Raw genomic sequence first — 22,299 nt, forward strand, 5'->3', positions numbered from 1 at the left:
TCACGACACGTACGCCGCCGGAACCTCTACGATTACGGCCTGTGGCCGATGCCTGGGATTCCGTCGTCGCCTGGTTCAGGCGTGACCGGCCCGGCCTGACCCCCGTCGAACAGCGGCTGTGGGACGCCTACCCCACCGGCGCGCCCGTCGACCTCGGGGACGACCGGCCCGACGGCACGGACGATCCGGAGCGGATCGTGCGGGCCGAGGTGATCGCGGCCCTCCTGCTCGGCGCCCACGACCGCGCGCCCGGCCGGGTGCCGGCCCTCCGCCTCCGCGGGGCCCGGATCACCGGGGCGATCAACGTGTCCGGCGGTGAGGTCGGGTGCGAGCTCCGCCTGCGGCACTGCGTCCTGGACGAGACGCCCGACTTCTCCAACGCCCGCGCCCGGCAGATGCGGTTCGGTGACTGCTCGATGCCCGGCTTCGACGGCGGCGGGCTGCGCGTCGACGGGTTCTTCAGCCTGTCCGGGTCGGAGATCGACGGTGAGGTGCGGCTGATCCGCGGATACGTCTCCGGCGGCCTCCGGATCAACGGCGCGAAGATCCGCAACCAGGGCGGGTACGCGCTGTTCGCCGGCGGGCTCACGGTCGACGTCGGCGCGTTCATCCGTAATTCGGACATCACCGGCGGCGTACGGCTCACCGGCGCCCGGATGACCGGCGGGCTCTTCCTCGAACGTACGACGCTGCGCGCCCCCGACGGCTTCGCGCTCGACGGGGAGAACCTCCTCGTCGAGGACCGGATGGAGTGCAGCGAGGGCTTCACCGCCGAGGGCCCGGTGCGGCTGCGCGGCGCCCGGATCACCGGCACGCTGTCCTTCGACGACGGCGCGTTGCACGCCCCGGGGCAGCGAGCGCTCCACCTCTCTCACGCACAGGTCAAGGAGCTGATCCTCACGCCACGCGTGGCGATCGAGGGCGAGGTGACGCTCGGGTACTCCACGATCGACGTCATCCTCGATCGCGAGGACGTGTGGCCGGAGACGCTCCGCCTCAACGGGCTCGTCTACCAGACCCTGCGCGGCGGGCCCGAGGCCAGACGGCTGGGCTGGGTCGGCCGGGACCCGATGGGCTTCCGCCCGCAGCCGTACGAGCAGCTCGCCACGTGGCTGCGCCAGATCGGCCGGGACGACCTCGCGCGCCGGTGCCAGCTCGTCAAGCAGCGGGCGCGCCGCCGGCACCTGAACCCGGTCAGCCGTACGTGGGGCGTGCTCCTCGACTGGACGGTCGGGTACGGCTACCGGCCGTGGATCTCCGGGCTGTGGCTGGTGCTGCTGGTGGCCGTGGGCACGATCGTCTTCAGCGTGTACCACCCGCACACGATCCGGCAGCCGGACGAACGCCCGCACTTCCACGCGTTCGTCTACACACTGGATCTGATGCTGCCGCTGGAGACGTTCGGGCAGCGCAGCGCCTGGGATCCGGTCGGCTGGACGGACTGGCTGGCGTGGGGGCTGACCGGCACGGGATGGATCCTGGCGACCGCCCTGATCGCCGGTGTCGCCCGCGTGCTCCGTCGTGCGTGAGGATGGTGACGTGGGCACTTACCTGATCACCGGGGCCACCGGCGCCATCGGCGCGGCCGTGGCCGAGATGCTGCACGAGGACGGTCACCACGTCATCCTCACCGGGCGTTCGGCCGAACGCCTCGACGCCACCGCGCGCCGGATCGCCGGCGACACGGGCGGCGAACGGGTGCGCACCCTCGTCCTGGACCTGACCGACCCGCGGCAGATCGAGCCGGCGCTCGGCGAGGCGGAGCTCCCGCCGCTGGACGGCCTCGTGCACAGTGCCGGAGGGATCCGGCTGGGCACGATCGAGCAGCTGCGGCCCGGCGACTGGCTCGACCAGCTCCTGGTGAACACCGCCGCGCCCGCCGAGCTGACCCGCCTGCTACTGCCGTCGCTGCGCGCGGCCCGTGGACACGTGGTGTTCGTCAACTCCGGCTCGGGGCTGCGCTCCAAGCCGGCCTGGAGCGCGTACGCGGCGAGCAAGCACGCGCTGCGCGCACTCGCCGACTCGCTGCGCGCGGAGGAACCGGAGCTGCGGGTCACGTCGGTGTTCCCGGGCCGTACGGCGAGCGAGATGCAGCGTCAGGTGCGCGCCCTGGAGGGCGAGGAGTACGACCCGGACGAGTTCATGTCCCCGCGGACGGTCGCCACGGTGATCGTGAACGCCCTGCGGACACCGCGCGACGCGACCGTCACCGACATCAGCGTGCGCGCATAGACGCCTCCCGGAGGTCAGGCCGTGCGCTGCCGGGTCATCCAGGCGGCGAGGATGCCGCCGATCAGCCCGAACATGTGCGCCTGCCAGGAGATCCCGGGCTGTCCCGGCAGCGCGCCGAAGATCATCGTGCCGTAGAACACGGCGAGGATGACGGCCACCACGATGTCGAACGCCCGGTGCTCGACGAAGCCGCGGGCGAGCAGGTAGCCGAAGTATCCGAAGATCAGTCCGCTGGCCCCGACGGTCACACTGTCGGGCGCGGAGAGGAAGAAGACGCCCAGGCCGCTCGCCACGATGATGATCAGGCTGACCGAGACGAAGCGTGACACCCCGCGCAGCGCGGCCAGGAAGGCGAAGACCGCCAACGGCACGGAGTTGGCCATGATGTGGTCGAGGTTCGCGTGGAGGAACGGCGCGGTGAAGACGTGCCAGATCTGGCCCGTGTCGTGCGGGCGGATGCCGTAACGGGCGCTGAGCGCGCCGTCGTCGGCGTAGTTCACCACTTCCACCGCCCAGCACGCGCCGAGCAGCAGGAACGTCATGAAGAGAGCACCGACCACACGCGACGCGTGCCCGGTGAGCCCGTCACTCGGCGAACGCGTGGGGAGGGAGGCGTCGGTCATGCGGCAACGGTACGTCGCCTGGTGTGTCGGCGAAATAAGTTCAGCCGTGCTGTGGATGACCGAGGGCGCTCAGTACCAGGCGGGGGCCGCCGGGAGGGGCTTCAGGCGCAGGTAGCGACGCTCCTCCGGGGTGGTGCCGCCCCAGATGCCGGCCGGCTCGCCGGCGCGGAGGGCCCAGTTCAGGCAGTCCGCGGTGACCGGGCAGCCCGCGCACACGCGCTTGGCCTCTTCCACCTGCATGATGGCCGGGCCGGTCGCGCTCACCGGGTAGAAGAGTTCGGGGTCCTCGCCACGACAGGCCGCGAGGTCCGTCCAGTGCTCGATGTTCACACCCACTCCAGGTCGAACAGGGCGGCCACCGCCTCGGGGGAGGCGCTCGCGCGCCCCCGAGCCGGCAGCAGCCGGTTGATGATCTGTTGAAGCGACGCCTCGACGAGACCTAGGTGGTCGTCGGCCAGTGCGGGTGCCCGGCGGGCCAGCCGGGCCAGTTCCGTGGCGACGAGATCCTCGAGACGGTGGTCCAGCAGGCGGCTCGGAGACACCAGCACGGGCGGTGCGGTCACTGCCGCCTCCATCGACGCATTGACATGTTGTAGTACTACCAACTGTAGTACTACGTGGGGTCGTGTCAATCCGCACTAAGGTGATTCACGTGCCGACCGACGTGATCTTCCGCTCCGCCACCGAGAAGGACGTGCCCGCCATCGTCGCCCTGCTGGCGGACGACATGATCGGCGCCGGCCGCGAAGGCGAGTCCGGCCGCTACCTGGCCGCGTTCCGCGACGTCGACGCGGACCCCCGCAACCACCTGGTGGTCGCCGAGATCGACGGCGAGGTCGCCGGCACGCTGCAGATCACTTACATCCCCGGCCTCAGCCGGATGGGCGCCGAGCGCGCCCAGATCGAGGCAGTGCGCGTCGCCTCCGCCCACCGGAGCCGCGGCCTCGGCCGCGAGATGATCACCTGGGCGGTCGACCAGGCGAAACAGCGCGGGTGCGGCCTGGTCCAGCTCACCTCCGACAAGCGCCGCGCCGACGCCATCCGCTTCTATGAGTCCCTCGGCTTCGAGCCCACCCATGAGGGACTCAAGCTCCAGCTCTGACGCCGGCGTACTCGCCGGTCCCGCCCGGCCCCGGCGCAAGATCATCGGTCAAGGGCATTCCCGGTTTCCGTTGTCGGGGCCACGCGCGGGCGGTGATCACTGAATCATCTGGCTCATCGTCGGCGAGGTGATCGGAGAAGCCCCATGGCCGAAAAGGAGCTGTTCGGCGGGATCGAGCCCACGTGGCGCGTCGCGGTCGCGGCCGAGTTCTGCCGGATCGAGGAGGTCTGCGCGCGGGCCGCGCGGGCGCAGTGGGAGACCGTACGGATCTGGCGGTTCATCAACCTCGGGCTCGGCTCGTCCGCCGTCGTCTCGGCCGGGGTGGCCGGCAGCGTCGCACTCGCCGGGGACCGGTTCCCCGTGGTGGCCGGCGCGCTCGCCCTGTCGGCCGCGATGCTGACCACCGTGATCAGCATGGTGGGGCCGGCGCGCAAGGAGAGCCAGGCCGTGGAGGCCGCGAAGGCCTACCAGTCGGCGGAGACGGCGGCCCGTCAGGCGCGGCAGGTGGACCTGCCCGGCCACACGTTCGCCCAGGCGCGGCAGAGCCTCGGCGAGCTGACCGACCGCTGGCACGCCGCCAACCGTACGGCCACGCCGGTGCCCCGCTGGGCGCAGCGCCGCGCCGGCCGCGGGACGTACGAAAACCGGACCGAGGAGATCCTGACCGACCGGGTCAGCGAGGTCGTCCGCGTCTTCCGCGCTCCCCGCCGTACCGTCGACCAGGTGTCGTGAGGCCGCCCGCACGGCCCAGCCCCGACCGAAATGAACCTTTTGCCACTTCCGCTGCGTATGTGGAGATGTGGCGGTCCCCGGATCACCTCACCTCCGGCGACCAGAGAGGGGCGGGGCGATGCGACACGCGATGCGGTACGACGAAGAACTGCGGCTGCTCGGCGAACTGCACGATGAGCTGGCCGGACTCGGGCTGAACGTCGGCTTTCGCGAGGCACTGCCCGGCCTCACCGTCACGACCGACGTCCCCGGTGTCCCGCTGTACGTCTTCGTCAGCGAGTCCGGCACCGACTTCGACTGGCACAACGCCGCGATGCGCCATCCGGTCCGCGACCCCGCGGGAGCCGCACGACGCATCGCGGCGTTCCTGCGCGAGCACCGTACGGGCGCTCGCTGAGCTCACTTCCCCCCGACGCCGGCCATCCCGGCGACCAGCCACCGCCGCGCGAACAGGTAGACCACGAAGATCGGGAACGCGGACAGCAGCACCGCCGCCATCAGACCGGGGATGTTCGAGCTGAACTGGCCCTGGAAGTTGTACAGGCCGAGTGTCTGCACCCGCTGTTCGTCGGACTGGGTGAGGATCAGCGGGAACAGGAAGCCGTTCCAGGCGTTCAGCGCGCAGTAGACCGACACGGTGGTCAGCGACGCGCGGCTGAGCGGCAGCGCGAGGCTCCACATCAGCCGCACCGACCCGCCGCCCTCCAGCGTCATCGCCTCATACAGCTCCCGTGGCACGTCCCGCAGCGCGGAGGCCAGCACGAGGATGCTGAGCGGCAGGCCGAAGGCGACCGTGGGCAGCACGATCGCGGTCAGCGAGTCGTACAGGTGCATCCGGGTGATCAGCAGGTACACCGGGATGATCGTCGCCTGGGCCGGGATGGCCAGGCCGGCGAGGAAGAGCCGGAAGATCCCGGAGACCGCCCGGCTGCGGGACCGCACGATCGCGTACGCGGCCGGGAACGCCAGCAGCACGGTCAGCGCGGCGCTCGCGACCGTCACGATGGCCGTGTTGATCAGGTAGCGCGTGAAGCCGCGGTCGAAGACGTCGACGAAGTTGTGCCCGGTGACGTGCCGCGGGAGCGACAGCGGGCCGCCGTCGAGGTAGGAGTCGGTGGTCTGCAGGGCGTCCTTGACCATGAGGTAGATCGGGATGATCACGAACGCGAGCCAGACGACGGCCGCGACGCCCGCCCCCCAGTTCGGCCGTTCCGTGAGGCGGCGACCGCGCACGGCGCGGTGCGCTCCCCTCAGCCTGACGTCGGCCATCCTCAGATCCCCTCCAGCGTGCTGCGCATCTTGGCGAACCCGGAGAACCGGACGATGAGCAGCGACAGGGCGGTGCCGAGCGCGACCAGGGCGAGCGCGATCACGCTGGCGTACCCCATCTGGTAGTCGCGGAAGGCGGTCATGTACATGTGCTGCGGCAGGATGTTCGTCGCGCTCCCCGGCCCGCCCCCGGTGAGGATCAGCACGGTCTCGAAGTAGGTGAGCGACCCGACGAGCATCAGCACCGACGAGGTGACGATGGTGTTGCGCAGCTGCGGCAGCGTGATGTGCCGGAACTGCCGCACCCGCCCGGCGCCGTCGACGGTGGCCGCGTCGTACAGCGACTGCGGGATCTGCCGCGTGGCCGCCTGGTAGAGCAGCGTGTGGAACGGCACGAACTGCCAGGCGACGACCACCACGACGCAGCCCAGCGCGCCGCGCGGGCTTCCGATGATGTTGCCGTCGGGGAAGCCGATGTAGTGGCCCCACTTGGCGGCGAGCCCGAAGTTGGGGTCGAGGAGCGTCAGCCAGGTGATGGCGATCGCCGCCGTCGACATGAGCAGCGGCAGGAAGAAGATCGACGACAGCACCGCCCGGTTGCGCTGCCGGCCGGCCGCCCACACGCCGAGCAGCAGCGCCAGCGGGGTCTGCACCGCCCAGCACAGGACGGTGAGGATCGCGCTGATCCGCAGCGACTGCCACACCGACGAGTCGGACAGCAGACGGCTCCAGTTGTCCAGGCCGTTGAACCTGGGCGTGCCGAGGCCGTTCCAGGAGGTGAACGACAGCACCGCCACGAGCAGGAGCGGCAGCCCGGCGAAGACCATGAAGAACAGCGCCGCCGGCACGACCCACAGCACACCCGGCCGCGCCGCCCGGTCGGTGCTCTTCTCAGCCGCACGGACGCCCCCGCGGCGCGCGGCCGGGAGCGCGGTGGTCACTTAACCGACTCCAGGGCGGTGACGAACTGCTGCGGGGTCTGCTTGCCGGAGAAGACCTTCTGCAGGTTCGCCAGCAGCGGCGTCTTGAACTGCGGCATCAGCGCCTGGTCCCACGAGAGGGTGAAGCTCGGCGCCTTCTGCACGAGCTGGTAGACGTAGCGCGCGAACTCCGGCTGGGGCGAGGCGGACAGCTTCGCGTCGATGCCGGTCACGGCCGGCACGTCGCCGGACTTGATGAGCGCGTCCACGTACGCCGGTGCGGCCATCTCCTTCTTGAGGAAGGCGATCGCGGCGTCCTTGTCGACGGACTTGGTGCTGACCGAGAAGTAGTTGGTCGGGTTGCCGACGACGGCGTTCGGGTCGCCCTTGCCGTCGGCCACCGACGGGAACGGCGCGAAGCCGAGGTCCGTCTCGGCGAACTTCCGGTGCCGTTCGACCTGGTTGGAGACCTCCCAGGTGCCCATGAGATGCATGGCCGCCTTGCCCTTGGCGAACAGCAGCCCGGCGCCGTCGTTGACGTAGTTGACCGAGTTGAAGTTCGTGCCGAACGCGCCGCGGCGCACCAGGTCCTGGATCTGGCTCAACGCCGTGGCGATCGCCGGGTCGCGCCAGGCGCCGGGCCGGCCGGCCGCGATGTTCTGGAAGACGGTCGGGCCGCCCGCGCGTTCGACGAGGTACTCCAGCCACATGAGTTCGGGCCACTGGTCGAGGCCGCCGAGGGCGAACGGCTGGATCTTCTTCCCCTTGAAGAAGTCGACCAGCTTGAGCAGGTCGTCGTAGGTCGCCGGCGGTTTCTGGCCCTGCTCGGCGAAGAGCGTCTTGTTGTAGAACAGCACGACCGGCTGCATGCCGCGCATCGGGATGCCGTAGTACTTCCCGTCGATCTGCCCGGCGTTCAGCACCGAGGGCAGGAAGGAGTTCTTCCAGGTCGTGTCGGCGTTCAGCTGCGAGCTCAGGTCGACCAGGCCACCGGCCTGCACGTAGTTGCGGATGCTGCCGGCGCCCCAGTTGAACAGCAGGTCGGGCGGGTTGGGCGACCCCATGCTCACCCGCAGCTTGTCGGCGTAGACCGCGCCGTCGCTGGAGATCGGCAGCAGTTTCACCTTGCCGGAGGAGCCCTTGTTGAAGTCGTCGATCGCCACGTTCTGCACGCGGTTCTGCGCCTCGTCGACCAGGACCCAGGCCTGGACGGTCTTCCCGCCTCCCTTCGCGCCGGCCGGGCCGGAGGTGCCGCAGGCGCTGAGGAGAGGCGCGGACAGGCCGGTGATCGCGGCAGCGGACAGGAAGGTGCGCCGAGAGAGGGGCGTCTCGCCCATCAGGACCTCCTTGACTGGGGGTGGGAGAACGGTCCGAGAACGCGGGCGATAGATTTTCGAAAATTTATCGATATCTATTGCTGCCGTACCCTAGAAAAGGCCGGTACGGGGGTCAACCCCCTGTCACGTAATCGTGAACTGCGCTCGGCTAAGCCGCTGGATACGATGGTCTGTGCCGGTTCGAAAGTTTGCGATAGCATTCGTGATCACAGGTCGGCGGAGCGAAGGAAGGTAGCGTCATCAGCGAGCAGCCCACACGACCCACGCTTGCCCTGATCGCATCGGAGGCGGGTGTGTCGCAGGCCACCGTCTCCAAGGTGCTGAACGGCCGCACCGACGTGGCGCCCGCCACGCGCGAGCGGGTCGCGGACCTGCTGAGGACGCACAACTACCTCGCGCCGGGCGGTCGTCGTGCGCGCCGTTCCGGGCTGGTCGACCTGGTCATCGGCGGACTGGACAGCCCGTGGGCGGTGGAGATCCTGCGCGGCGTCGAGGCGGAGTGCACCGAGCGAGGCACGGGCACCGTCGTCTCCCTCGTACGCGACGACGACGCGCGCCCGCCCAGCTGGACCTCCATGACGACCATGCACGACAGCGACGGCGTGATCCTGGTGACCTCGAGCATGACGTCGCAGCAGCGTGAGCAGCTCGAACGCGCGGGGATCGCCCTCGTCGTCATCGACCCGGTCGACCTGCCCGACACCGACGTGGCCAGCGTCGGCGCGACCAACTGGGCGGGCGGCATGGCCGCGACCGAGCACCTGCTGTCGCTCGGGCACCGGCGCATCGCGGCCATCGGCGGCCCGCGCACCATGCTCTGCACCCAGGCCCGCATCGACGGCTACCGGACCGCGCTGGAGCGCGCGGGCATCGAGTTCGACCGGCGGCTCGTCCTGTACGGCGACTTCCGGCACGAGGGCGGGTTCCGCGCCTCCCGTGAGCTGCTCGCCCTGGACGACCGGCCGACGGCGATCTTCGCGGGCAGCGACCAGCAGGCCATGGGCGCGTACGAGGCCGCCCGGCAGGCCGGGCTGCGGGTGCCCGACGATCTGAGCGTCGTCGGCTTCGACGACCTTCCCCTGTGCCAGTGGCTGTCACCACCGTTGACCACGGTCCGCCAGCCCCTGGAGGAGATGGGCCGGCTCGCGGCCCGCATGCTGTTCCAGCAGCTCGACGGCGAGGCCCTCGTGAGTCCTCGCATGGAGCTCGCCACCGATCTGCGGGTCCGGCTGTCCACCGCGCCGCCGCCCGCCGCCTAGGGAGGGCCGCCCATGGCCGAGACGCTCCGCACCCACGAGTCGTGGCGGGACCCCCGGCTCCCGGTGGCCGAGCGGGTCGCCGACCTGCTCGACCGCATGACCGTCGAGGAGAAGGCCGCGCAGCTCATCGGCTACTGGGCCGAGTCCGCGCGCGAGGGCGAGGAGGTGGCGCCGCTGCCCGACGACTTCGGCGAGCCGCCGCCGCTGGAGGAGGTCCTCCGGCACGGGCTCGGCCAGCTCACCCGCGTCTTCGGCACGGCGCCGGTACGCCCGGCCGACGGCGCGGCGCGGCTGCGCGAGCTCCAGGCACGGGTGACGGCGGCGAACCGCTTCGGCATCCCCGCGATCGCGCACGAGGAGTGCCTCACCGGCTTCATGACCTGGACCGCGACCGTGTTCCCCTGCCCGCTCGCCTGGGGCGCGAGCTTCGACCCGGAGCTGGTCGAGGAGATGGCCGCCGCCGTCGCGGCGACCATGCGGCGCGCCGGCGTGCACCAGGGACTGGCACCGGTCCTCGACGTCACCCGCGACTACCGCTGGGGCCGTACGGAGGAGACCATCGGCGAGGACCCCTACCTCGTCGGCGTCGTCGGCACCGCCTACGTCCGCGGGCTCGAACGCGCGGGTCTGGTCGCGACGCTCAAGCACTTCGCCGGGTACTCCGCCTCGCGCGGGGGCCGCAACATGGCCCCGGTGCCGATGGGCCCGCGGGAGTTCGCCGACGTCATCCTCGAACCCTTCGTGCTCGCGCTGCGCGAGGGCGGCGCGCGTGCGGTGATGAACTCCTACGCCGACGTCGACGGCGTTCCCATGGCCGCCAACGAGCGCCTGCTCACCGGGCTGCTCCGCGAGGAGCTCGGCTTCACCGGCATCGTGGTGGCCGACTACTTCGCGATCTCGTTCCTGGAGGACATGCACGGGGTCGCGGGCTCCCCCGGGGAGGCGGCCGCGCTCGCGCTGCGCGCCGGCGTCGACGTCGAGCTGCCCACCGTGCGCTGCTACGGCGCTCCGCTCGTCGAACAGGTGCGGCGTGGCACGGTGCCCGAGGAGCATCTCGACCGGGCGGTCGCCCGGGTGCTCGCGCTCAAGTGCGAGCTCGGGCTGCTGGACGACCGGGTGGAGGAGACGGACGCGGCCGACCTGGACCCACCCGAGCTGCGGCGCCTCGCACGCCGCCTCGCGGAGGAGTCGGTCGTGCTGCTGGCCAACGACGGCGTGCTCCCGCTGCGGGCGCGGCGGCTGGCCGTGGCCGGCCCGCTGGCCGACGACGCGCGGGCGATGATGGGCTGCTACACCTTCCCCAACCACATGGCCGCGCGGTACCCGGACCTGCCGATCGGCGTGGAGGTGTCCTCTCTCACCGAGGCGCTGCGGGCCGAGCTGCCCGGCGTCGAGCTGACGGCGGCGGGCGGCGGCGACGTCATGGTGTCCGGCGACGGCGACATCGATGCGGCGGTCACGGCGGCGCGCGGGGCCGACGTGTGCGTGCTCGCCCTCGGCGACCGGGCCGGGATGTTCGGCCACGGCACGTCCGGCGAGGGCTGCGACGCCGAGACGCTCGCCCTGCCCGGCCGGCAGCGCGCGCTCGCCGAGGCGGTGCTGGCGACCGGCACTCCCACGGTCGTGGTCCTGCTGACCGGCCGGCCGTACGCGCTGGGCGGCATCGCCGATCGGGCCGCCGCCGTGGTGCAGACCTTCTTCCCCGGCGAGGAGGGCGCCCCGGCGATCGCCGGAGTGCTGTCCGGCCGGGTCGAGCCGTCGGGCCGGCTGCCGGTGAGCGTGCCGCGCCACCCGGGCGGCCAGCCGGGCACCTACCTGCGGCCCCGTACGGGCGCGTCGTCGCGGTGGAGCGCGGTGGACCCCGAGCCGCTGTTCGCGTTCGGGCACGGCCTGACGTGGACAAGGTTCGGCTACGAGGACCTGCGCGTGGACCCCTCCGCGCCGACGGACGGCACGGTCGAGGTCGCGGTGACCGTGCGCAATCTCGGCGACCGTCCCGGCACCGAGGTCGTGCAGCTGTACCTGTCCGACCCGGTGGCCTCCGTCGTACAGCCGGTGCGCCGGCTGGCAGGGTGGGCGCGGGTGCGGCTCGCGCCGGGCGCGACGGCCCGGGTGACCTTCTCGGTGCACGCCGACCGTACCGCGTTCACCGGCACCGACCTGCGCCGGATCGTCGAGCCGGGGACCATCGAGGTGGCGGTCGGCTCGTCCTCGGAGGACCTGCCGCTGCGCGGGGAGTTCGTGCTCACCGGCGCCGAGCGTGTCCTCGGCGCCGGGCGGGTGCTCACCGTCCCGGTGACGGTCACTCCCTGACCAGCTCGACCGGGATGTTGCCCCGGGTCGCGTTGGAGTACGGGCACACCTGGTGTGTGGCCTCGAGCAGTTCGCGGCCGGTCTCGGCGTCCACGTGGTCCGGCAGTTCGACGCGCAGCGTGACGCTGAGGCTGAAGCCGCCCGAGCCGTTCGGGTGCAGGCCCACCTCACCGGTCACGGAGGCGTCGGCCACGTCGATGTTCTTCTTGCTCGCCACGAGCCCCAGCGCGCTGGCGAAGCAGGCGGAGTAACCGGCCGCGAAGAGCTGCTCGGGGTTGGTGCCTTCTCCGCTGCCGCCGAGCTCCTTCGGCATGGCGAGCGTGACGTCGAGCTTGTTGTCGGAGCTGACGGCCCGGCCGTCGCGGCCTGAGGCGGTGGCGATCGCGGTGTAGAGAGCGCTCATGACATTCTCCTGTCTAGACAGACCTGTCTGTCTTGTCGTGGCCCTGATACTAGACAGATCTGTCTGGTAATGTCAATGACATGACCACGACCGAGATGACGGAGCACAGGCGGGCGGCGAGCCCGGCGCGGCGGCGGATCCTCGACACCGCCGCCGCCCTCTTCTACACCGAGGGCATCCACGCGGTCGGCGTCGACCGGGTCATCGCCGAGGCGGGCGTGGCGAAGGCGACCTTCTACCACCACTTCCCGTCAAAGGACGAGCTCGTCCGCGCCTACCTGCAAGAACAGAGCGACCGCGTGCACGCGACGACCGTCCCGCGGGGCGACACGCCGCAGGACCGGATCCTGTCGGTCTTCGACGACCTCGGCGACTTCATCTGCGGTCCCGGCTTTCGCGGCTGCGCGTTCGTCAACGCCGCCGCGGAGTACCCCGACCCCGACCACCCCGTACGCCGGGTGGTCGCCGAACACCGCGCGTGGTTCCACGGCGTGCTCCGCGACCTGCTGACCGAGGCGGGCCGCCCCGAGGCCGACGCCGACCGCACCGCCGCCATGCTCGCCATGCTCCGCGACGGGCTGGTCGTGGCCGGCGACCTCGACGACCCGGCGGACGCCCGCGCCGTCGCCCGCGAAGCCGTGACGCGTCTCCTCGCCTGAGCCGCGCACGCCGCGTTCCTGGGAGGTATCACTCCCGGTGATGGCCGGGCAGCAGCCTCTCCGGGATCGGGACGTGCCGGGCGCGGATCCACTCCCCGAGTGCCTTGGCCTGCTTGTCGAAGCGGCGGGCCTCCGTGGCGCCGCCGTCGAGGAGACCGCGGACGACGAAGTTCACCGCGCGCAGGTTCGGCAGCTCGTACCGGTCGACGGGCAGGCCGGCGGCCTCGGGCAGCAGCGCGCGCAGGCGTTCGGTCGTCATCGTGGCGCGCAGCCAGGGCCACGCCTCCGGTTCGGTGACCCAGAGGCCGACGTTGGCGTTGCCGCCCTTGTCGCCGGACCTGGCCCGTACGAGACGGCCGAGCGGCCCGGCCACGGTCGCGCCCTCGTCGTACGGCTCCGGGATCGCCGGGGTCCCGGTCTCGTACGGCGCCGTGGCGGGTGGAGGAGGCACCACCTCGCGGCGCCCGTCGGCGTGCACGACGGTGTGGTCGAGCAGGTCCTGCGGCACGAGCGTCGGCCAGTACGTGCCGAAGGCCGTGCCGCGGCCGGGCACGCCCATGCCGTAGATGCCCGGGTAGTTGGCGAGGGCGAGTTCGACGCACAGCGACGAGAAGGCACGCCCGGCGCTGCCCTGCTCACCGTCGACCGCGACGTGCAGCAGGCTGGAGCCCGCCATCTGGTCGGCCGGGTCCCCGGCGGGCGTGCCGATGCGGGTGAACCGCAGATCGGCGATGCCGGGATCGCCGTCGAGGCGGGCACGGATCGCCTGTTCGACGAGTGCCGCCTTGGCGTCGACGTCGATGCCGGTGAGCACGAACGTGGACTCGTTGCGCCAGCCGCCGGGCCCGGTGATGGCGACCTTGGTGGTGGGCGGCGGCGCCGATCCGCGGACCCCGCTGACGCGCACGCGGTCGGGCCCCTCCTGGGCGAGACGGGCCGAGTCGAGATGGGCGACGACATCCGGATTGAGGTAGCCCGGCGCGCCGATCTCGTACAGCAGCTGCGCGGTGACGGTGTCGACGGTGACCGCGCCGCCGGTGCCCTCGTGCTTGGTGATCACGCTGGCGCCGTCGCGATCGACCTCGGCGAGCGGGAAGCCGGGATGGGTGAGGTCGGCGATCTCCTGGAACCCGGAGAAGTTGCCGCCGGTCGCCTGCGCGCCGCACTCGATCACGTGCCCGGCGACCACCGCGCCGGCCAGCGCGTCGAGGTCGGCCGGGGTCCAGCGCCACCACCACGCGGCGGCGCCGGAGACCAGTGAGGCGTCGGCGACCCGGCCGGTGATGACGATGTCGGCGCCGGCGGCGAGCGCCGCCTGGACGCCGAAACCGCCGAGATAGGCGTTGGCGGTGAGCGTGTGCCGGCGCCCGAACGGCTCGCCGGTGTCCAGGTGCGCCAGGTCGTGGCCGTCGGCGAGCAGGGCGGGGACGCGCGCGGCGAGGTCGTCGCCCTCGACGTGCGCGACCGCGAGGTCCACACCCGCGTCGGCCAGCAGCGTACGGGTGGCGTCGGCGCAGCCGGCCGGGTCGAGGCCGCCGGCGTTCACGACGACCTTGATGCGGCGTTCGGCGATCCGGGTCACGACGGGGGCGAGCTGGCGCAGGAACGTGCTCGCGTAACCGCCGTCGGGTCTCTTCTGCCGGTTCTTGGCCAGCACGAGCATGGTGACCTCGGCCAGGTAGTCGCCGGTGATGACGTCCACCGGACCGCCCTCCACCATCTCGGCGAGCGCGGACATCCGGTCGCCGTAGAAACCCGAGCAGTTGGCGATGCGTACCGGCCGGTCCATGGACGAGGCTCCTTCTCCCGAGTCCTCCCAAGAGGACCGAAATTACCGCACTCGCGCCCCTTCTCCCTTGGGACGCCCTTACCAATGCGCTCGCGCGGTGGGGTGCGTGACAGTGGTTCCCGGCATGCCGAACACCTGTAACCGACTCTTCGAGGGAGTGAGGAGACGTGCCGCACAAGATCGCGGCGACCGCCGCCCTCGCCGGAATGCTGATCAGCGTGCCCGCGCTGGCCGGCACCGCCGAGGCCGCGACGCACTACACGCACAAGACGACGCTCAAGCAGGACTGCGCGATTCACGCGAACTTCCCCAAGAACGGCGTGCCCGACCGTACGTGGACCAAGCCCCGCAAGTCCGCCAACGGCAGCGCGACGCACGTGGGCGTCCGGTACACCTACAAGGGATACGCGCTCGTCCTGGACTACGCGCAGCAGACGGACCCGAGCTGGGGATTCATCGCCCAGTCCTGCCTGACGAACCCGCACGCGTACAGCGGCGGCGACCACGGCTCGGTGCTGGGCGACCTGCGCGCCATCGGCGGCGGGGGCCAGGTGAAGACGGTGCCGATCAGCGCGCCGCACAGCGGGAAGACGCAGCACGGCACGATCCACCTCGGCTCGAACGGCTCGCTCCGCAGCGGCCCGCGCTCGTTCGTGATCGGCAACGCGATCAAGGGCGACACGTTCCGCATCACGACGGCGCACTGCGGCCACCACGCGAAGACGACCTGGATCCTCGGGTACGCACCGTCGTCCGGCCGCTGGGGCTACGTCGAGGCCATGCACCTTCCGGCCTGTCTCTGACGGCGTTCCGGCACCTGCCCGCGCGGGCAGGTGCCGGGACCTCACCGGACCCAGCCGCGGCGCTGCCCCTCGTCGATGAGCTGCCGGGCGGCCTTCCACAGCGTCCCGGAGCCGTCGCCGATCACGGCCTTGCGCGCCCGTACGTCGTCGGCCGTGACGTCGAAGGTCTTCCAGGTGCCGCCGCGCGCCATCCAGTTGAGCAGGATCGGCTGGAACCGGTCCATCGCCTTGGCGAACCGGGCCTCGGGCGTGCGCCGCTCCTCGAACTCGTCCCACAGCGCGCGCAGGTGGCCGGCCTGGTCGTCGGGGAGCAGCGCGAACAGCTCGTCCGCCGCGGCCAGCTCGCGTTCGCGCTGGTCCACCCCGGCGGCGGTGTCGTACAGCGGCGTGTCGCCGGCGTAGATCTCCACGAGGTCGTGCACGAGGACGAGGCGGAGGGTGTGGCCGACGTCGATGGGCTCGTCGGCGTACTCGGCCAGCACCAGGACCATCATGGCCAGGTGCCAGGAGTGCTCGGCGTCGTTCTCCCGGCGCGGCGCGGCGGCGAGCGGCGACTGCCGGAGGATCGCCTTCAGCCGGTCGATCTCGATCACGAAGGTGAGCTGCTCGGCCAGCCGCGCGTCCAGGCCGTCCGGCAACGGGCTCCGCTCGACCAGCAGCCCGCTCCCGACCTCCCGTACGAGCCGATCCTCCATGACGGACGTGTCGGAGGGCAGCGGCTGCCGTTCGCCGGCCGGGCGGAACCCGCAGCTCTCGTACAGCGCACGCGCCGGCGCGTTGGGCTCGGCCACCCAGAGGGTCAGCTCACGCAGGCCCTGGTCGACGGCCCAGCCGGCGACCGTGTCGATGAGGTGCCGGGCGACGCCCCGGCCGCGCGCTTCGGGGGCGACCCACATGCCGACGATGTGCGCGACGCCGCCGTCCTCGATCAGCGCCGAGGTCATGCCCAGCGTCGCACCGTCTTCGACGGCGAGGAGATTGACGCTCTTGTCGCTGGTGAGGCGGGAGGTCCAGACGTCCGGGGAGAACGCGCTCTCGTCCTCGTACGTCGAGGCGAACGCCTGCGGCGCGTCGGCCAGTGCCCGCAGCCGTATCTCCCGGTACCGCTCCTCATCGCCCGCGCCCAGCCACGTGATCTCCATGCCTGGGACTGTACGTCACCGCCTCATCCGGACCGGCGCGCGACGTTATGAGCCCTTACGGGAAACGGCCCGGAAATGACTGACGGCGCCATCGCGGGGGGGAGCGGGGAGTGCGATGGCGCCGTCAACGTCCCCGGCCGATCCGTGTGACGAAGGCCACAGTGACTCTCGTCAACCGAATCGACCAGTAACGCGTCGGGGCCGACGTTACCGCCTTCGACGGGGAATTATCCACCCCTCGTACCGAGAATTACCGTCTGCGCTACCTGACGGCCACTCAGTGCGACCGGAAACGGCCGGCCGAAGTGTCACCCGGTCAGCTTCTTCACCACCGCCGGGTTCTGCTTCTCCCATTCGGCGACGCCCTGGGCCTCCTTGCCCTTGTACTTGTTCATCACCAGGTCTTCCAGCGGGAACAGCTGCGCGTCGGGCATCTTGAACTTCTTCAGCCAGCCGGCCAGCTCCGGGAAGTCCTTGCCGAACCCCTGGCGACCCAGCGCGTGGATCTGTTCCGGCGCGCCGAAGGCCTTCTGCGGGTCGGCGAGCTGCTTGATCGGGAACTTGGAGTACGCCCAGTGCGGCGTCCAGAGCGTCACCACGATCGGCTGGTGGCTCTGCACCGACCGGTTCAGCTCCGCGAGCATCGCCGCCGTACTGCTCGCGACCAGCTTGTAGTCACCCAGTCCGTACGCGGACTGCACCTTGTTCTTGACGATCTTCATCTCGCCGGCGCCCGGCTCGATGCCGACGATGCGGCCCTGGTAGCGCGAGCTCTGCCCCTTGAGATCGGCCACGGAGTTGGCCGGGTCGTCCTTGGGCACGGCGAGCTGCAGGGTGGCGTTGTCGTACCAGGTGCCGATGTCCTCGATCTTGTTCTTGTACTTGTTGTAGTAGTCGGCGTGGGTGGACGGCAGCCAGGCGTCGAGGAACAGGTCGATGTCGCCCTGGCCGAGCCCGGCGAACAGCGGACCGGCGTCGACCTGCCGCAGCGTGACCTGGTACCCGCGCTTCTCCAGCTCCGTCTTCCACAGCTGGGTGACGGCGATGTCCTCGTCCCACGGGATGTAGCCGATGGTGATCGGCTTGCCCTTGCCTCCGCCGCCGCCCGTGCCCACGATGCCCAGCGTGGTGGCGAGCAGCGCGAACACGACGATGCCCGACAGGCCGAGCGCCGGCCGTGGACGGTACCGCAGAACCGCCGCGGCGCCCCCGCGCGCGGCCCGGTCGGCCGAGCGCCGGGCGGCCGGGGCCAGCCGGGCGCCGAGCGCACCCGTCATCCGGTCGAGGATGATGGCCAGGACGACCACGGCCAGGCCGGACTCCGCGCCGGCGCCCAGGTCGTACTGGGTGATCGCGCCGAAGACGTTCGCTCCCAGCCCCTCGGCGCCGACCATGCCCGCGACGACGACCATCGACAGCGACAGCATGATGGCCTGGTTGACACCGGTCATGATCGTCGGGAGCGCCAGCGGAAGCTGCACCCGCGTCAGCACGCGTCCCGGCGGCGTGCCGAACGCCTCGGCGGCCTCGACCGTCTCCCGGTCGACCTGCTTGATGCCGAGCTCGGTCAGGCGCACGCCGGGTGGAATCGCGAAGATCATCGTGGCGATGACGCCCGGCACCTCCCCGAGTCCGAAGAACGAGATCGCCGGGATCAGGTAGACGAACGCCGGCATCGTCTGCATGAAGTCCAGCACGGGCCGCGCGACGGCGCTGAACGCCGGCGCGCGGGCACTCAGGACGCCCAGCGGAATCCCGATCACCAGCGCGGCGACGCTGGAGACGAGCACGAGGGAGAGCGTCTCCATCGCGGCGTTCCACTGCCCGAGCGCGTCGATCAGCACGAACCCGGCGAACGTCAGCACGCCCGCGGCCAGCCCGCGCAACCACCAGCACGCCATCGCGACCAGCGCGGCGAGCGCCAGCGACGGCGGCGCGCCCAGGAGGTGGTTCAGGCCGTGCACCACGGCGTCGACGACGTCACTGATCGCGGAGAAGACCGGTTTGCAGTGCTTGGTGAGAAAGTTGACGACGTCGGTGACCCAGTCACCGAGATGGAGCCTAAACACCGGCGGCGACCTCCTCGCTGTCCTCGTTGCCGTTTCCATTGCCGTTGCCGGTGCCGTTGCCGTTGCCCAGCGCGGCGAGCAGGGTGACCCGGGGGATGACGCCGAGCAGCTTGCCGTCTCCGTCGGCGACCGGCACCGGGAAGGGGCTCTCGGCGGACCGGGTGAACAGGTCGGCGACGGGCGTGTCCGGTTCCACCGGCTGAACGTCCTCGTCGACCAGTCCCTCCAGGTCGGCCCGCCCCTCTCGGACGGCCTTGGCGGCGGACTCGGCGTGGACGGCGCCGACCAGCCGGCGTTCGCGCGTGAGGACGAACGCCGCGGACGACTGGGTCTCGCGCATGACGCGTACGGCCGCACGCGGGCCGCCGTTCGCGTCGACCACGGCGACCGGGTTCTCCATGACGGAGCGCGCGGTGAGGACCCGGGTACGGTCGACGTCCGCCACGAACTGCGCGACGTAGTCGTTGGCCGGATCGGTGAGGATCTCCTCGGCGGTGCCGATCTGCATGACCTGCCCGTCCCGCAGCATCGCGATCCGGTCACCGAGGCGCATCGCCTCGTTGAGGTCGTGCGTGATGAACACGATCGTCTTGTTGAGCCGTCCCTGCAGGTCGAGCAGCAGGTCCTGCATCTCGCGCCGGATCAGCGGGTCGAGGGCGCTGAACGCCTCGTCCATGAGCAGGATGTCGGTCTCGGCGGCCAGCGCGCGGGCGAGCCCCACCCGCTGCTGCATGCCGCCGGAAAGCTGGTCGGGGTAGCGGTCCCCCCAGCCCTCCAGGCCGACGGTGTTCAGGAACTCCTCGGCCTTGGCGAGCCGCTCCTGGCGTGGAACGTTCCGCACCTCCAGCCCGTACGCGGCGTTCTCCAGCACCGTACGGTGCGGGAACAGCGCGAAGTGCTGGAAGACCATGCTGATCTTCTGCTGGCGGAGCTCGCGGAGCTCCTTGCCGCTCATCTTGGCCACGTCGACGCCGTCGATCTCGATGCTGCCGGCGCTGGGTTCGAGGATGCCGTTGAGCATCCGGATCAGCGTCGACTTGCCCGAGCCCGACAGGCCCATGACGACGAAGATCTCGCCGTCTCCCACCTCGAAGGAGACGTCGGCCACCGCCACGGTCGCACCGAGCCGGCGTACCTCGCCCGGCTCGGCGCCTTGACTGATCTTGCGCAGTGCTTCGGCGGATTTCCGGCCGAAGACCTTGGAGACCCCTCGTACGCGCAGTCTGGACACATCGTCCTTCCGGTACGGCCGCACCGCCCCGGGACGGACGGGCGCGACCGGACCGAGCCAGACCGAGCCAGGCCGCGCCCGGGGGCCGCGCGGCAAGTGGCGCGAGCCGCCGGCCTCGCTCCGCACCGCACCGATGGCTCGCCTGTACGACCCGAAAGGTCCGATGTGACGCACGCCACGCACGGATCCGCCAACCGAACTTTCAGGTCAGACGTCTGGCGAGGTTATCGACAGGTTAATTGCTATGCACAATTATTCTGCGCAGCGTGGTGTATGCGTTACTTTCTGTAGCGCTTCACACCTGGGTGCGGTGGAAGTTGAGGTAGGACCGCGAGGGAGTCGGCCCGCGCTGATCTTGATAGCGCGACCCGTGCAGCGCCGAACCGTACGGATGCTCGACGGGCGAACTCGTGCGGAACAGGCACATCTGCCCGATCTTCATGCCGGGCCAGAGCTTGATCGGCAGCGTGGCGACGTTGGACAACTCCAGCGTGACGTGCCCGGAGAACCCGGGATCGATCCAGCCCGCCGTGGAGTGCGTGAGCAACCCGAGCCGCCCGAGACTCGACTTACCCTCCAGCCTCGCGGCCAGGTCGTCGGGCAGCCCGAACACCTCATACGTGGAGGCGAGCACGAACTCCCCGGGATGCAGGATGAACGGCTGATCGGCCGCCACCTCGATGAGCCGGGTGAGATCTGGCTGCTCGACGGCGGGGTCGATGTGAGGATATTTATGGTTCTCGAAGACCCGGAAGTACCGATCCAGCCGCACGTCGACACTCGACGGCTGAACCATCGCAGGCTCGTACGGGTCGATCTTCATACGCCCGGACTCGATCTCGGCCTTGAGATCCCGATCGGAGAGCAGCACAGGCTGAAACTACCGGCTACGACACTGCGACGTGTACGAGGCGGGGATGAAGGGAACCACCGGGTCGCGGGTTCCGGTAGCATGTGCGAACGGTCCCCGGACCGCTGCGGGTGTAGTTCAATGGCAGAACTCCAGCTTCCCAAGCTGGTAGTGCGGGTTCGATTCCCGTCACCCGCTCGTGCTGGCCCAGGGGGGCGACCCCCTGGAACCCCCGATGTGAGGGGCTCCGCCCCCCACGCCCCCCACGGGTTCTTGCCTCAAGAGGGTTCTTTTCGTTTCTCGGCTTTCGTTGGCTCTAAGCCGGATCGCTGATCAGCTTGTGTGTCGCCCCATCGTGCAACTAGGCCACTGACGCCAGCACTCGCCGTCCTGGCCCATCCTCCGCATCAGATCCCTGATCGTCGCCCCGCAGGTCGTGAAGGTGCGGACCCGCAAGCTCCCAACACTGCCACCCAGGTAGATGTACCGGATGACCTTGCGGAAGTTGCTCCGGCGCGGCGGTCCAGCCTCAACTCCGCGTAAGACCAGGACGTCCGGCTCAGGTGCGTCCGCAGGAGCCACCAGCCATCACTCCCGACCACTACGCTCCCTCAACGCCGTCTGCTTCAACAGGATTCGGCGCATCTGGCCGTAACTGACGCCGAACTCTTCCGCGACCCGTCGGATCGACCAGCCCTGGTCGTAAAGCCGGGCCGCGTCCTGCTCGAACTGCTGCCGCTGGGTGGTGTTGGCGGCCCGCAGGGCCAGGACCTCACCACGGCGGTAACGGCGATGACCACCGGGAGTGTGCACGGCAGCTTTGATCAGCCCATCGCGTGCCCAGTGAGCCAGCGTGGTGGTCCGCACGCCCAACAACGCCGCCGCCTCCCGCGGCTTGAGCAGATCATCGAAGTCAGAACCGGAACCAGAACGGGGAGATGACATGGGGGAGCCAATCCAGCAGGGCGTAGAAGATGTTCGAAGGGGTTGGGAACAACAGGGCGTTAGAAAGGCCGGGCGTTGATGCGGGCAGTGCTGTAACCCAGCTCGGCCTGACGCATCCGGTTGATCAACGCGTTGGGGGTTGGTTCATCCAGCACGAGCGGGACCGGCGTGAAGTAGCTGAAGGCCGTGAACGTCCGGTGCCAGGCCGACCACATCACCACCCACCCGCGATGCACCGCCTGAATCCGCCGAGCCTCAGCCGTGCAGGCGACATCATCCAAAACCCTGTGGACAGATGGACGCGAACGCCGAACCGCGCGCCTAGATACGAATCGGCCGACCAGACGTCTCAGCGACATCACGCCTCACCGTCCTGAGCGCCCAGCCGTGCCTTGACCTCTTCGGCGAGCTGGGCGGCCGCCCCAGCCGGGTCCCCGACCGGGTGCCGGTCCTCCGGCTTCCCCCACTCGAAGAACTCACCCGAACTGTCGAGCGTGACGTACAAAGAAGACATCCGATTGACACGGATTAACACCGCTGGCCGCGCGTCGCTCAGTCCAATACTCAGCCCGAGTTTCGCCAGCTCACGGCACAGCATCGCCACCGCGTGAAGGTCCGCAT

At 70.5% G+C, this 22,299-nt stretch carries 24 protein-coding genes and 1 tRNA gene; 10 read left to right on the top strand and 15 right to left on the bottom strand.

Going from position 1 to position 22,299, the window contains the following annotated elements; all coding sequences use genetic code 11:
• Nucleotides 1–41: 41 nt before the first annotated feature.
• Nucleotides 42–1,529, top strand: a complete 1,488-nt coding sequence (locus ACQEV1_RS51230) for a hypothetical protein (RefSeq protein ID WP_433405432.1) — start codon at nucleotides 42–44, stop codon at nucleotides 1,527–1,529.
• 10 nt (nucleotides 1,530–1,539) lie between these two features.
• Entirely contained in the window at nucleotides 1,540–2,232 is a 693-nt protein-coding gene (locus ACQEV1_RS51235; protein WP_285629509.1) for an SDR family oxidoreductase, read from the top strand.
• 14 nt (nucleotides 2,233–2,246) lie between these two features.
• Here the strand turns inward: ACQEV1_RS51235 and ACQEV1_RS51240 are convergent, their stop codons facing one another.
• From ACQEV1_RS51240 to ACQEV1_RS51250, 3 genes are all read right to left on the bottom strand, one after another.
• Complete coding sequence (locus ACQEV1_RS51240) at nucleotides 2,247–2,855, bottom strand: rhomboid family intramembrane serine protease (RefSeq protein WP_285582195.1); 609 nt, start codon at nucleotides 2,853–2,855, stop codon at nucleotides 2,247–2,249.
• 69 nt (nucleotides 2,856–2,924) lie between these two features.
• Complete coding sequence (locus ACQEV1_RS51245) at nucleotides 2,925–3,185, bottom strand: WhiB family transcriptional regulator (RefSeq protein WP_433405436.1); 261 nt, start codon at nucleotides 3,183–3,185, stop codon at nucleotides 2,925–2,927.
• Nucleotides 3,182–3,418, bottom strand: coding sequence for a hypothetical protein (locus ACQEV1_RS51250; protein WP_433405439.1), 237 nt, complete (start codon nucleotides 3,416–3,418; stop codon nucleotides 3,182–3,184). The genes ACQEV1_RS51245 and ACQEV1_RS51250 overlap by 4 nt, the downstream gene beginning before the upstream one ends.
• An 89-nt stretch (nucleotides 3,419–3,507) precedes the next feature.
• Here ACQEV1_RS51250 and ACQEV1_RS51255 point away from each other — a divergent pair, with 89 nt between their 5' ends.
• The 3 genes from ACQEV1_RS51255 (at nucleotide 3,508) to ACQEV1_RS51265 (ending at nucleotide 5,086) form a co-directional block, all read left to right on the top strand.
• Entirely contained in the window at nucleotides 3,508–3,957 is a 450-nt protein-coding gene (locus ACQEV1_RS51255; protein WP_285629508.1) for a GNAT family N-acetyltransferase, read from the top strand.
• Nucleotides 3,958–4,101: 144 nt separating this feature from the next.
• Nucleotides 4,102–4,689 (top strand): hypothetical protein, encoded by a 588-nt coding sequence (locus ACQEV1_RS51260; RefSeq protein WP_285629507.1) that lies wholly within the window; start codon nucleotides 4,102–4,104, stop codon nucleotides 4,687–4,689.
• A gap of 118 nt (nucleotides 4,690–4,807) precedes the next feature.
• Nucleotides 4,808–5,086, top strand: coding sequence for a hypothetical protein (locus tag ACQEV1_RS51265; RefSeq protein WP_285582188.1), 279 nt, complete (start codon nucleotides 4,808–4,810; stop codon nucleotides 5,084–5,086).
• Nucleotides 5,087–5,088: 2 nt separating this feature from the next.
• Here ACQEV1_RS51265 and ACQEV1_RS51270 read toward each other — a convergent pair whose 3' ends face one another.
• The 3 genes from ACQEV1_RS51270 to ACQEV1_RS51280 all read right to left on the bottom strand — a co-directional run bounded on the left by ACQEV1_RS51270 (nucleotide 5,089) and on the right by ACQEV1_RS51280 (nucleotide 8,215).
• A complete protein-coding gene (locus ACQEV1_RS51270) occupies nucleotides 5,089–5,958 on the bottom strand; it encodes a carbohydrate ABC transporter permease (protein WP_285629506.1) in 870 nt (289 codons plus the stop codon).
• A 2-nt stretch (nucleotides 5,959–5,960) separates the two neighbouring features.
• Nucleotides 5,961–6,785, bottom strand: a complete 825-nt coding sequence (locus tag ACQEV1_RS51275; RefSeq protein WP_285629633.1) for a carbohydrate ABC transporter permease — start codon at nucleotides 6,783–6,785, stop codon at nucleotides 5,961–5,963.
• A gap of 110 nt (nucleotides 6,786–6,895) precedes the next feature.
• A complete protein-coding gene (locus ACQEV1_RS51280; protein WP_285629505.1) occupies nucleotides 6,896–8,215 on the bottom strand; it encodes an ABC transporter substrate-binding protein in 1,320 nt (439 codons plus the stop codon).
• A gap of 275 nt (nucleotides 8,216–8,490) precedes the next feature.
• Between ACQEV1_RS51280 and ACQEV1_RS51285 the strand changes: the two genes are divergently transcribed.
• Nucleotides 8,491–9,474 carry a LacI family DNA-binding transcriptional regulator gene (locus ACQEV1_RS51285; RefSeq protein ID WP_433406163.1) on the top strand — a complete coding sequence of 328 codons (984 nt, stop codon included), beginning with the start codon at nucleotides 8,491–8,493 and terminating at the stop codon, nucleotides 9,472–9,474.
• Nucleotides 9,475–9,486: 12 nt separating this feature from the next.
• Entirely contained in the window at nucleotides 9,487–11,787 is a 2,301-nt protein-coding gene (locus ACQEV1_RS51290; protein WP_433405444.1) for a glycoside hydrolase family 3 N-terminal domain-containing protein, read from the top strand.
• Here the strand turns inward: ACQEV1_RS51290 and ACQEV1_RS51295 are convergent.
• Complete coding sequence (locus tag ACQEV1_RS51295; protein WP_285629503.1) at nucleotides 11,777–12,190, bottom strand: organic hydroperoxide resistance protein; 414 nt, start codon at nucleotides 12,188–12,190, stop codon at nucleotides 11,777–11,779. The genes ACQEV1_RS51290 and ACQEV1_RS51295 overlap by 11 nt on opposite strands.
• A gap of 80 nt (nucleotides 12,191–12,270) precedes the next feature.
• Here ACQEV1_RS51295 and ACQEV1_RS51300 point away from each other — a divergent pair, with 80 nt between their 5' ends.
• Nucleotides 12,271–12,849, top strand: coding sequence for a TetR/AcrR family transcriptional regulator (locus ACQEV1_RS51300; RefSeq protein WP_285629502.1), 579 nt, complete (start codon nucleotides 12,271–12,273; stop codon nucleotides 12,847–12,849).
• 28 nt (nucleotides 12,850–12,877) lie between these two features.
• Here the strand turns inward: ACQEV1_RS51300 and ACQEV1_RS51305 are convergent, their stop codons facing one another.
• Nucleotides 12,878–14,638 (bottom strand): acyclic terpene utilization AtuA family protein, encoded by a 1,761-nt coding sequence (locus ACQEV1_RS51305; RefSeq protein WP_433405447.1) that lies wholly within the window; start codon nucleotides 14,636–14,638, stop codon nucleotides 12,878–12,880.
• 167 nt (nucleotides 14,639–14,805) lie between these two features.
• Here ACQEV1_RS51305 and ACQEV1_RS51310 point away from each other — a divergent pair, with 167 nt between their 5' ends.
• The gene (locus ACQEV1_RS51310) at nucleotides 14,806–15,441 is read left to right on the top strand and encodes a hypothetical protein (RefSeq protein ID WP_285582177.1); all 636 of its coding nucleotides are present in this window, start codon (nucleotides 14,806–14,808) and stop codon (nucleotides 15,439–15,441) included.
• 41 nt (nucleotides 15,442–15,482) lie between these two features.
• Here the strand turns inward: ACQEV1_RS51310 and ACQEV1_RS51315 are convergent, their stop codons facing one another.
• From ACQEV1_RS51315 to dcd, 4 genes are all read right to left on the bottom strand, one after another.
• Complete coding sequence (locus ACQEV1_RS51315) at nucleotides 15,483–16,583, bottom strand: GNAT family N-acetyltransferase (RefSeq protein ID WP_433405450.1); 1,101 nt, start codon at nucleotides 16,581–16,583, stop codon at nucleotides 15,483–15,485.
• 308 nt (nucleotides 16,584–16,891) lie between these two features.
• Nucleotides 16,892–18,652, bottom strand: coding sequence for an ABC transporter permease/substrate binding protein (locus ACQEV1_RS51320; protein WP_285629500.1), 1,761 nt, complete (start codon nucleotides 18,650–18,652; stop codon nucleotides 16,892–16,894).
• Complete coding sequence (locus ACQEV1_RS51325; protein WP_433405453.1) at nucleotides 18,645–19,883, bottom strand: quaternary amine ABC transporter ATP-binding protein; 1,239 nt, start codon at nucleotides 19,881–19,883, stop codon at nucleotides 18,645–18,647. Before ACQEV1_RS51325 ends, ACQEV1_RS51320 begins: the two co-directional genes overlap by 8 nt.
• 295 nt (nucleotides 19,884–20,178) lie before the next feature.
• Nucleotides 20,179–20,754 carry a dCTP deaminase gene (gene dcd / locus ACQEV1_RS51330; protein ID WP_285582174.1) on the bottom strand — a complete coding sequence of 192 codons (576 nt, stop codon included), beginning with the start codon at nucleotides 20,752–20,754 and terminating at the stop codon, nucleotides 20,179–20,181.
• A 106-nt stretch (nucleotides 20,755–20,860) separates the two neighbouring features.
• Here dcd and ACQEV1_RS51335 point away from each other — a divergent pair.
• A tRNA-Gly gene (locus ACQEV1_RS51335) sits at nucleotides 20,861–20,931 on the top strand.
• Nucleotides 20,932–21,321: 390 nt separating this feature from the next.
• Here ACQEV1_RS51335 and ACQEV1_RS51340 read toward each other — a convergent pair.
• The 3 genes from ACQEV1_RS51340 to ACQEV1_RS51350 all read right to left on the bottom strand — a co-directional run bounded on the left by ACQEV1_RS51340 (nucleotide 21,322) and on the right by ACQEV1_RS51350 (nucleotide 22,192).
• The gene (locus ACQEV1_RS51340) at nucleotides 21,322–21,678 is read right to left on the bottom strand and encodes a MerR family DNA-binding transcriptional regulator (protein ID WP_433405456.1); all 357 of its coding nucleotides are present in this window, start codon (nucleotides 21,676–21,678) and stop codon (nucleotides 21,322–21,324) included.
• 59 nt (nucleotides 21,679–21,737) lie between these two features.
• Complete coding sequence (locus tag ACQEV1_RS51345; protein WP_433405459.1) at nucleotides 21,738–21,959, bottom strand: hypothetical protein; 222 nt, start codon at nucleotides 21,957–21,959, stop codon at nucleotides 21,738–21,740.
• Nucleotides 21,960–22,036: 77 nt separating this feature from the next.
• Entirely contained in the window at nucleotides 22,037–22,192 is a 156-nt protein-coding gene (locus ACQEV1_RS51350) for a hypothetical protein (RefSeq protein WP_433405462.1), read from the bottom strand.
• Nucleotides 22,193–22,299: the final 107 nt, after the last annotated feature.

This window comes from Actinoallomurus sp. CA-142502, assembly GCF_050936355.1.
In the GTDB taxonomy this organism is placed as follows: Bacteria; Actinomycetota; Actinomycetes; order Streptosporangiales; family Streptosporangiaceae; genus Actinoallomurus; species Actinoallomurus iriomotensis.